The sequence below is a fragment of the Selenomonas sp. oral taxon 126 genome, assembly GCF_001683335.1.
GTDB lineage: Bacteria > Bacillota > Negativicutes > Selenomonadales > Selenomonadaceae > Centipeda.
Genome location: NZ_CP016201.1, coordinates 1,735,334 through 1,744,860 on the forward strand (window position 1 = coordinate 1,735,334; position 9,527 = coordinate 1,744,860).

The window sequence follows — 9,527 nt, forward strand, 5'->3', positions numbered from 1 at the left end:
AGTTCCTCTCCAAGAGCGACCTGAAGATCGCGGGGCCGATGTTCCACCTCGGTCTCGTCATGGCATTTGGCGGACACGTCATCGGCGTGCTCATCCCGAAGTTCATGACCGAGGCGGCGGGCATCGACGAGCACCTCTACCACATGATTGCGCTCGGCGGCGGCGCGCCCGCAGGGATTCTCTTTTTCGGCGGCTTTGTGCTGCTGCTCATCCGCCGCTTTGGCAAGGACAGGATGGCGGTCAACACGTCGACGATGGACAAGTGGCTCTATCTCTTCCTCTTCCTTGCGATCTTTACGGGCTGCGCGTCCACGACGCTGAATGCCGTGCAGGGCGGATTCGACTACCGCGAGACCATCTCGCCGTGGTTCCGCTCGGTTCTCGCACTCAGCCCCGAGATCGACTACATGGAGAACGTGCCGCTCATGTTCCGTATCCACATGTTCTCATGGATGGCAGTCGCGTTCCTCTTCCCGTTCACGCGCCTCGTCCACTGCCTCAGCGCACCGTTTGAGTATCTGGTGAGGAGTCCGATCATCTATCGGAAGAAATAGTGGTCACATATCAATATAAAACGCCGGCGTCCATCTGGTCTAAACAGATGGACGCCGGCGTTTTTACGTGAAAGGACTCAGCATTTTATGCCAGAACCCTTGCGTGCATAGAATACATATGTGATAATGATGGTGATGACGGTGAATGCGATGAGAATGTAAAACGCGGGGATGACACTGCCCTGCGTCGCGTACGACCAGCCGAAGATCTTCGGGATGAGGAACGCGCCGTATGCCGCAATCGCCGCCGTGAAGCCCGTGACGAGCGAGGCGTGCACGGGGCTGTCGAAGACGAACGGGATCATGCGGAACGATGCCGCGTTGATGAAGCCCGTCGAGAAGAAGAGCACGAGGAACGCGCCGAAGAAGAGCGCGAAGTTGTGCGCCTGGATGCCGAGCACCGTGACGACACAGGCGACAAGCATCAGGAGCAGCGAGTAGAACGTGACCTTCGAGCCGCTGTTGACCTTGTCCGCAACCCAGCCGCCGATGGGGCGCACGCCCGCACCGATGAATGGCCCGAGGAACGCCGCGTAGGCGAAGGAGACCTCGGGGAACTCGCGGTTGACGAGGAGCGCGAGGGCGGCGGAGTAACCGATGAACGAGCCGAAGCCGCAGGTGTAGATGACGGTGATGAGCCATGTGTGCTTATTGCCGAAGATGGACATCATGCTGCGGGGACTCTGCTTCGGAATCGGCAGATTGTCCATGAACATCCAGACGAGGACGAGGGTGAGTGCGGTCGGAATCGCCCAGAAGTAGCAGACGTTCTGGAGGTAGACCTCCTTGCCCGCCGCGTTCATGAGCGGCTCACCGAAGAGGCCGCCGAAGCTCGCGCCGAGGAGCATCGACGCAGTCAGGTAGATGAGCGAAACGCCGAGGTTGCCGATGCCGGCGTTGATGCCGAGGGCGAGACCCTTCTGTGACTTCGGGAAGAAGAAGCCGATGTTCGCCATCGACGAGGAGAAGTTTGCGCCCGCAATGCCGATTGCAGCGACGAGCAGGACGAACGTATCGTAGGTCGTCGATGTGTCCGTCAAGGCGTTCCCGAGTCCCAAAAGAGGAACGAGCAGGAGCGCAGTCGAGATGAACGTCCAGTTGCGTCCGCCGACGATGGCGGGGAGGTAGGTGTAGATGAGACGTCCCGTCGCGCCGACGAGCCCCGGCAGTGCAGCGAGGGTAAAGATCTCGTTGTCCGTGAAGTGGAAGCCGACCTGATTCAGCTGCGCGGCAATCGTCGCCCACATCGTCCACGCGACAAAGGCGAGGGTCAGCGCCCATGTCGAGGTGTAGAGGTTCTGTTTTGCGACGCGCTCGCCGTATTTTTTCCAGAATGCCTCATTCTCCGGATCCCAGTGCGCGAGGATGTCGCGCCGTGACGGATTCTCGCCGAGGACGGCGAGGATGTCCTTGCTTTCCATTTGCATCTCTCCTACCTTGATCGCGGAACTCTGCGTGGTGTCTTATCAGAGTTTCCTATAACATTGATATGAAAAAATTATAGAGAAAAATTTTTTCTTTGGATGTGATGAATATCACAGGTTTTTTACAGTTTTTTCGATAATATTGAAAAATATAATAGGAAAATTCTATGGAGAGGACGGAGGCGAGGCGTGTGGATCAGGAGGCGCTCATTCGGGAGATGGAGTCGATCCCGGGCAAGGTGATTTCGCTGCATGATGGTGCGTATCTGTTTCGCGAGGGCACGGCGGCACGCTATTTCTACATCGTGCGTTCGGGGCATATCTTCATCGTAAAATATGGTGAGTCGGGGCGCGTTCTCTCTCTGCGTCTCGCAACGAAGGGGAGTCTTATCGGTGAGCTGCCGCTCTATGAGGAAACCCCAACCTATATTTTCAGTGCGCTTGCACGCAGCGCCTCAGAGGTCTATGCGATCGAATTCCCAGTTCTCCAATCCTATCTCGAGAAGCACCCGCATCTATCAATTGCGCTCCTCAAGCTGATCGGACTGCACATGCGCAAGCAGCATCTGAAGTTCCGCGACCTCGTGCTCTACGGGAAGAAGGGTGCGCTCTACTCGACGCTCATCCGCCTTGCGAACAGCTATGGGATGCAGACGGAGGAGGGGATTCTCATCTCCGTGCCGCTGACGAATCAGGAGCTCGCGAACTATTCCGCATCCGCGCGCGAGAGTCTCAACCGCATGCTTGCCGATCTCAAGAAGAATGACGTGATTGCCATGCGCGGCCACCTCATCCTCATCAAGGACATCGAATTCTTGAAGGCGGAGATCCACTGCGAGAACTGCGGCAAGGACATCTGCAATATCGAATAAAAAGACGCCCGTCGGGGCGTTTTTTGTTATGGTATCGGTACAGCAATATACTTTTGCTCGCCCAGTTGGTATCGCGCGCGTCCCGCCGTGAGGTCGGTGAGTGCGCGCTGGTGGAGCTCGATGTCGCCCGTCGGTACGAGGAGGGTGAGCGTGACATCGTCGGCATAGCTCGTTTCGCCTGTTGTGAGTTCTGCATCGCGCACATAGCGCTCGACAGCGGCGAGGAGATCGTAGTCGAGCTGCACGTACATCGTATGCAGTGGGGTCATGCGCAGCTTTGGCGACGCATCGAGCCCGAGACCCGCTGCATGCGCATAGGCGCGGATGAGTCCGCCTGCGCCGAGCTTGATCCCGCCGAAGTAGCGCACAACGGCGACAGCAGCATTTGTAATCTCACGCGCCTTGATTGCCTCTAGGATGGGGCTGCCCGCAGTGCCGCCCGGCTCACCGTCATCGCTCGAGCGCTGGCGGTCGGCACGCGCCCCGAGCACCATCGCATAGGGGACGTGGCGCGCCTCGTAGTGCTCCTTCTTTACGGATGCGAGCCATGCGCGCACCTCCTCCTCGTCCTCTGCGTGAATGGCATAGGCGAGAAAGCGCGAGCGCTGAATCTCATATGAAACAGGGGAGACACCGCTTGTCGGTATCTCCCCTGTAATCGTCGTATAGGCTTCCATCGTCATTTGTTCTTGCGGTTGAAGTAGTCGACGATGCCCGCGTCGAGCAGGATGTAGGTCGGTCCCGTGCTCGCCGTCAGCTCGCCCGCCTGAAAGATCGGGCAGACATAGCCGCGCCCGCCGAGGAAGTAGTTTGTCGGCACCTCGCGCACGGACTTCTCGGGCTGAATCGGCGTGTTGCGCCCCTGCTCGTTGTAGAGATGTCCGTTCACTGCCTCACCATCGAGATCAGACGGCGTGACGTGGACGAAGAACGCGAGCGGCAGACGCTGCCCCGTCTTCTTGTAGTAGACATAGCCGTAGTCGTGACGGATGGGCTGATTTCCGCGCAGCTCGTAGCGCAAATCCGTGAACGTCACAGAGAGGAAATTGTCATCGTCGAGGTGGACACGGTAGCCCAGCTCGCCGCGGTAAAATGCGCCGCTGTCATACGCCGTGCGCACGCTTGCGGCAAGCGCCTCGATGTCGGCGTTGATGAGATTTGCGACGGCGGTGTCCTCAAGGCTGAGAATGGGATAGGCAATGGAGAGATTCGTCGTCGACTCGCGGTGTTCGGTGACAGCTGCGCTCGTCGTGCCCGAGATCGTGATGACAAGCGCGAGAGCGAGCAGCAAGGCTCTGAATTTCATGATAAAAGCTCCTCCTTTATATACTAGGTTTGATGATAATAAAAAATTACATCTTTGTCAAATAAATCGTAGTAATCTCTGCGTTCTTGTAGTATGATGGGAACGCAATTTTCCATGAAAAATCGGGCAGAAAGGTTGTGTTAGAAAGCCCATGGGCGAATCGACAATGAAACGGAAACTGAAGCACAGACATCTTCAGTTCATCTCTCTCGGCGGGGTCATCGGGAGTGGATACTTCCTCGGAACGGGCTATGTGCTCGAGCAGGCGGGACCCGCTGCCATGATCTCCTATCTTCTCGGAGGGCTCATCGTCCTCGCGGTCATGCTTTGCCTCGCGGAGCTCGCGGTGGAAAAGCCGCTCTCGGGCTCCTTCGTCGTCTACGCGCGCGAGAATATCTCCGCGACGTGGGCGTGCGGCGTCGGCTGGTCGTACTGGGTGACATGGGTCTCCTATGTGCCCTCGGAGATGATTGCTGCCGGCATCATCATGAATGGCTTCTTCCCCGAGATTGGAACAATCTGGTGGGCGGTGTTCTTCGGTCTCATCGTCACCATCCTCAATCTGTTTCGTGTCGATAAATTCGGAGAGAGCGAGTTCTGGCTCTCCCTCTTCAAGGTGACTGCGCTCGTTGCGTTCAGCGTGGTCGCCCTCCTCATCTGCCTCGGGCTCGTCGGTGAGGAGGGCTATATCGGGACGCGCATCCTCCTCGGCAGCGGCGGCTTCGCCCCGCACGGTTATTGGGCCATTGTGCTCACGATGGTCATTATCCTCGTCAACTTCCAAGGAACCGAGATCATCGGCCTTGCAGCGGGGGAGACCGCCGACCCCGCGCGCAGCATCCCGACGGCGGTGCGCAATGTGACGTGGCGGATCATTGCCCTCTACATCGTGCCGATCACCCTTCTCATCTCGATTCTGCCGTGGGATCACGCCTCGCTCAGTGAGAGCGTCTTTGCGGCCGCGCTCTCCGAGCACGGATTCTCGCATCTCGCGGCTCTCTTCTCGTTTGTCGTGCTCACGGCGGCGATCTCCTGCTCGAACTCGGGGCTCTATGGTGCGGCGCGGACGGTGCACGCGCTCGCGACGATGGGCATGGCACCGCGCGTACTCGAGGGACTGAGTGCAAAGGGGGTGCCTTCACGTGCCATCTACGCCTCGATTGTGTTCTGCTGGGGCGTCATCGCAATCTATGCGATGAATCCTCACGCTGAACTCTATACCTATCTGCTCGCGCTCTCGGGCTTCTCGGGTGCGGTGGCGTGGATCTCGATCTGCTGGAGTCAGTATCGGCGGCGGCGCAGGCTCGAGGCACAGGGACAGGTGGACCTCCTGCGCTATCGTATGCCGTTTTTCCCATACGTAACTCTCTTTGGCATCTGGGCACAGATATTCTGTCTCGCCTTCATGATCTTTATGCCGGAACTGCGTTCCGCACTCTATCTTGGCGTTCCGATGCTCGTCGTTCCAATGATTCTCTATAGATTCTTGCGGCGCAGATAGAGGTGTGTTATACTTGTATTAAAGTACCGCTTTGGATAGGGAGGTAAACTATGCTCGGATTGTTTGGGAATCAAAAAGAGGAAGAGGTCTCGCTCGCGGATCGGATCAAGGCAAAGCCTCTGGCTGCACCGGAAGCGGTGCACGAGGATGGACCGAAGGCGCGTGCACCGTTTGCAGGCCTCGGCACGGTTGGGGGTGGCGACATGAAGTCCGCCTACCTCTCGCGCAGTGAGCTGACGGCGGAGCGTCTGCGCGAGCTGTACGATGTGCCGGGTGGTCCTGCGATTGTGCTTGGCTTTATCTCTGCGGATCTCGCGATGGATGATGTGGCACGCGCCGTGCAGTCGGCTTCGCCGCCCGATGTGAAGCTCCTGCTCATGACGACCTGCGGCGAGCTGACGCATACGCCCGGCACGCGTTCCTACTACATGGAGGCGGGCGACGGGCGTGCGAAGGTGCTCCTGCAGGTGTTCAGCAAGCGCATGATCGCCGAGACACATATGATGACCCTGCCCCTGCACAACGAGGATATGCGGCGCGGAGAGGTGACGCTCACCCCCGCCGAGCGTGTGGCACACATCACGGCTGATGTGCGCCGCGAGAATATCCCGTTCCCCGTGCGCTTCGATGATACCTTTGCCTTCGTCTACGTCGACGGTGTGAGCGCGTGCGAGTCCTTCGTCCTGCGGGCGCTCTACGACGCGGAGAGCTTGCCCTGCCCGTACATCGGCGGCAGTGCGGGCGGCGCGCTCGACTTCTCCCATACCTATATCTACAACGGCAGAGAGGTGCTCGAGAACCATGCCGTTGTACTTGTCGTCAAGCTTGCGGAGGACTATCGCTACTCCGTTTTTAAGACGCAGGCGGCGGAGGAGACGGGCGAGCATTGGTCGGTCATCGGTTCGGATACGACGTTCCGAACGGTGGACACCGTTGCGGATAGGGTCGGGCGTCCCATCGCGCTAGCCGACGTGCTGATGGATCATCTGCACGTATCCAACATTTCCGCGCTTACGGACGTGCTTGCGGGCTATACCTTTGCCACGCGTGTCGGCAACCAGTTCTACATCCGCTCCCTGCAAAAAATCGACGAAGAGACGAAGCGTATGCACTTCTTCTGCGACATTACAGCGGGGGAGGAGCTCTATCTCCTGCGCCGTGCCAAATTCATCGAGACGCTGCAGGCGGACTATGCAGGCTTCGCGAAGGGAAAGCCCGCCCCCATTGGCGCTGTCATGAACGACTGTATTCTGCGTCGTCTGACCTTTGCAGGTGACATTGACCGCGCTGATCTCTTCGACGGATTCCCCATTGCGGGCTACTCCGCACTTGGCGAGATTGCAGGCATGCACATCAACGAGACCCTGACGGCGATCTTCTTCTACCAGCTCTCGGGCGGCTCGTTCTATGACGGCTATATGAACCGTTTCCCGTCCGTCTATGCGCTCTGTCAGAAATCCTTCCTCGAGCATGAAATCTGCCGTATGGAGATCATCGGACGCCTCAAGGACGGCATCATGCGCGAATTCAACACCTATCGCGGCGAGATGGCCGGGATGTCCAAGGCGATGGCACGCGTTGGCGAGAGTGCGGAGAGCATTTCCGCACTTATTGACAAACTGAGCGGCGGGCTCGGCGGGCAGGGCGACATGACGAAGGAACTGCTCGAACGAAATGCGGAGATCACGCCGAAGCTCGAACGGCTCACGGAGAGTACGAAGAAGATCGAGCAGGTCATGAACATGATTACGGAGATCTCCGCGCAGATCAATCTCCTCGCGCTCAACGCAGCGATTGAGGCGGCGCGCGCGGGCGAGATGGGGCGTGGGTTCGCCGTTGTTGCAGGTGAGGTGCGGAAGCTCTCCGAGAACACGCGCGAGCGCCTCGAGGCGTCGGATGAGGCGATCAGTCAGCTCCTGCGCGACGTGCAGGAGATCGACAATATGCTTGCAACGAATCAGGCGTTTGAAGATCAGGTTGAGAACTTTGAGCATGGCTTCGACGGACGGATTGAAGATCTGAAGAAAAATCTTGACAGCGGGCTTGGCGCTATCCGACGTTCGACGGATTCCGTCGAGCGCATGGCGGCACTTGGCTTACGTTTGAATGAACGCTACGATGAGTTGGAGGAAGTGCTCCGCTCCATTCGATAAATTTCACAGCACAGAAAAAGCGCGGATGATTCCGCGCTTTTTCTGTGTCAGAATGATTTTATCAGAATTGAGACGATGGTATAGGTCGATGCGATGTAGAGCATGGCAAAGATCAGTCGTCGAAAGAGGGCGGCGGGCATAAAGCGCATGCTCTCGCGTCCCGCGATGATGCCGAGGGCGAGCGCGGGCAGGAGGTAGATGAACTCGTTCCATGCGGGTGCGAGCGGAAAGCCGCCGATGAGGTAGCTGATGAGTGAGGTTGCGTTGCCGAGGAAGAAGTAGACGAAGCAGGTCGCGCGGAACACATTGGGAGGCATCGAGCTGTAGGCAAGGTAGATGAGGAAGGGCAGGCCGCCCATGCCCGTCGTGATCGCCGTGAAGCCCGAGAGCATCCCTGTGATGATGGTATTGCGCCGACATTCGGGGATGCGGCGGTGCGAGATCTGCATGAGGAGGAGGCTGAGGAGGACGACGACGTTGATAAAGACCTTCAGCGCATCGTTCGAGATGTAGGTGAAGAAAAAGAAGCCGATGGGCTGCCCTGCGAGCATGCCGAGATACATCCATCGCACGAGCGGGAGATTTGCCTGCTTTCGCATGAGAAAGCCCTGCACGGCATTGCCGCTGCACGCGAGCAGCAGCATGATCGGCACGGTGAGCTTCGGCTCGTAGAAGAACATGAGGAGGGGGGCGGCAATGATGACGAGACCGAAGCCCGTGATGGACTGAATGAACGCCGCAAAGAAGATGGCAAGCGTCGGCCCCATATGCGCGGCGACGCCCGATAGATAGTGTTCCAATACAGTCCTCCTTTCTATCGAAGTCACAATGCATATTCATTGTAACACAAAAAACGTGGAGCACACAGTCGTTGATAAAGTATTCAGATAAAGTTTTGTAGGAAAAAAGTCCGTGATGTTATATCAGGAAATACGAATTATGATTGACGCATTCATCCTCTTTCATGTATAATGAATCGTAACTATTAAAAAATAAATTTCACATTTTGTCGATACTGGGAGGAGCAGGAGTATAGTGGATAGATATTGCCCGCAGGAGATTGAGGAGAAGTGGCAGAAGCGCTGGGAGAGTGCGCAGAGCTGCCATACGGAGATGGATGACACAAAGCCGAAGTACTACGTGCTTGAGATGTTCCCCTATCCGTCGGGAAAACTCCACATGGGTCATGTCCGCAACTACTCGATTGGCGATGTGGTCGCACGTTTTCGGACGATGGAGGGCTACAACGTCCTGCACCCGATGGGATTCGATTCCTTTGGCATGCCCGCAGAAAATGCGGCAATCCAGAACAAGGTGCATCCCGCGCAGTGGACGTATGCGAACATTGAGAACATGGAGCGCCAGCAGCGTGCATTAGGGCTCGCGTACGACTGGTCGCGCGAGGTCATCACCTGCCGCGAGGACTACTACCGCTGGACGCAGTGGCTCTTCGAGCTGTTCTACAAGAAGGGGCTTGCGTACAAGAAGGCGGCGTCCGTCAACTGGTGCGACACGTGCGGTACGGTGCTTGCAAACGAGCAGGTAGAGGACGGCAAGTGCTGGCGCTGCAAGTCCGAGGTGCACAAGAAGAACCTCGCGCAGTGGTTCTTCAAGATCACGGACTACGCCGATGAGCTGCTTGCCGATCTTGAAAAGCTGCCGGGGTGGCCCGAGCGCGTCAAGACGATGCAGGAGAACTGGATCGGGCGCAGCGAGG

General features: G+C 57.6%; 9 protein-coding genes. 5 read left to right on the forward strand and 4 right to left on the reverse strand.

The window, feature by feature from the left end; all coding sequences use genetic code 11:
* The coding region (gene narI, locus AXF19_RS07840) for a respiratory nitrate reductase subunit gamma (RefSeq protein ID WP_066850134.1) at positions 1–554 on the forward strand (554 nt) is incomplete at its 5' end.
* Between the two features lie 77 nt (positions 555–631).
* On the opposite strand, the gene AXF19_RS07845 is transcribed toward narI, so the two are convergent.
* Positions 632–1,981 (reverse strand): MFS transporter, encoded by a 1,350-nt coding sequence (locus tag AXF19_RS07845; protein ID WP_066847276.1) that lies wholly within the window; start codon positions 1,979–1,981, stop codon positions 632–634.
* A gap of 188 nt (positions 1,982–2,169) precedes the next feature.
* Here AXF19_RS07845 and AXF19_RS07850 point away from each other — a divergent pair, with 188 nt between their 5' ends.
* A complete protein-coding gene (locus tag AXF19_RS07850; protein ID WP_066850137.1) occupies positions 2,170–2,850 on the forward strand; it encodes a Crp/Fnr family transcriptional regulator in 681 nt (226 codons plus the stop codon).
* A gap of 26 nt (positions 2,851–2,876) precedes the next feature.
* Here AXF19_RS07850 and AXF19_RS07855 read toward each other — a convergent pair whose 3' ends face one another.
* Positions 2,877–3,533 carry an IMPACT family protein gene (locus tag AXF19_RS07855; protein ID WP_066847278.1) on the reverse strand — a complete coding sequence of 219 codons (657 nt, stop codon included), beginning with the start codon at positions 3,531–3,533 and terminating at the stop codon, positions 2,877–2,879.
* Entirely contained in the window at positions 3,530–4,156 is a 627-nt protein-coding gene (locus tag AXF19_RS07860; RefSeq protein WP_066847282.1) for a hypothetical protein, read from the reverse strand. Before AXF19_RS07860 ends, AXF19_RS07855 begins: the two co-directional genes overlap by 4 nt.
* Before the next feature lie 151 nt (positions 4,157–4,307).
* On the opposite strand from AXF19_RS07860, the gene AXF19_RS07865 reads away from it, so the two are divergent.
* A complete protein-coding gene (locus AXF19_RS07865) occupies positions 4,308–5,657 on the forward strand; it encodes an amino acid permease (protein WP_066847285.1) in 1,350 nt (449 codons plus the stop codon).
* A 50-nt stretch (positions 5,658–5,707) separates the two neighbouring features.
* Positions 5,708–7,810 (forward strand): methyl-accepting chemotaxis protein, encoded by a 2,103-nt coding sequence (locus AXF19_RS07870; protein ID WP_066847288.1) that lies wholly within the window; start codon positions 5,708–5,710, stop codon positions 7,808–7,810.
* Between the two features lie 47 nt (positions 7,811–7,857).
* Here AXF19_RS07870 and AXF19_RS07875 read toward each other — a convergent pair whose 3' ends face one another.
* Positions 7,858–8,610: a sulfite exporter TauE/SafE family protein gene (locus AXF19_RS07875; RefSeq protein ID WP_066847289.1), complete on the reverse strand. Its 753-nt coding sequence runs from the start codon at positions 8,608–8,610 to the stop codon at positions 7,858–7,860.
* A 235-nt stretch (positions 8,611–8,845) separates the two neighbouring features.
* Here AXF19_RS07875 and AXF19_RS15340 point away from each other — a divergent pair.
* A partial coding sequence (locus AXF19_RS15340) for a class I tRNA ligase family protein (RefSeq protein WP_237141549.1) occupies positions 8,846–9,527 on the forward strand: 682 nt, incomplete at its 3' end.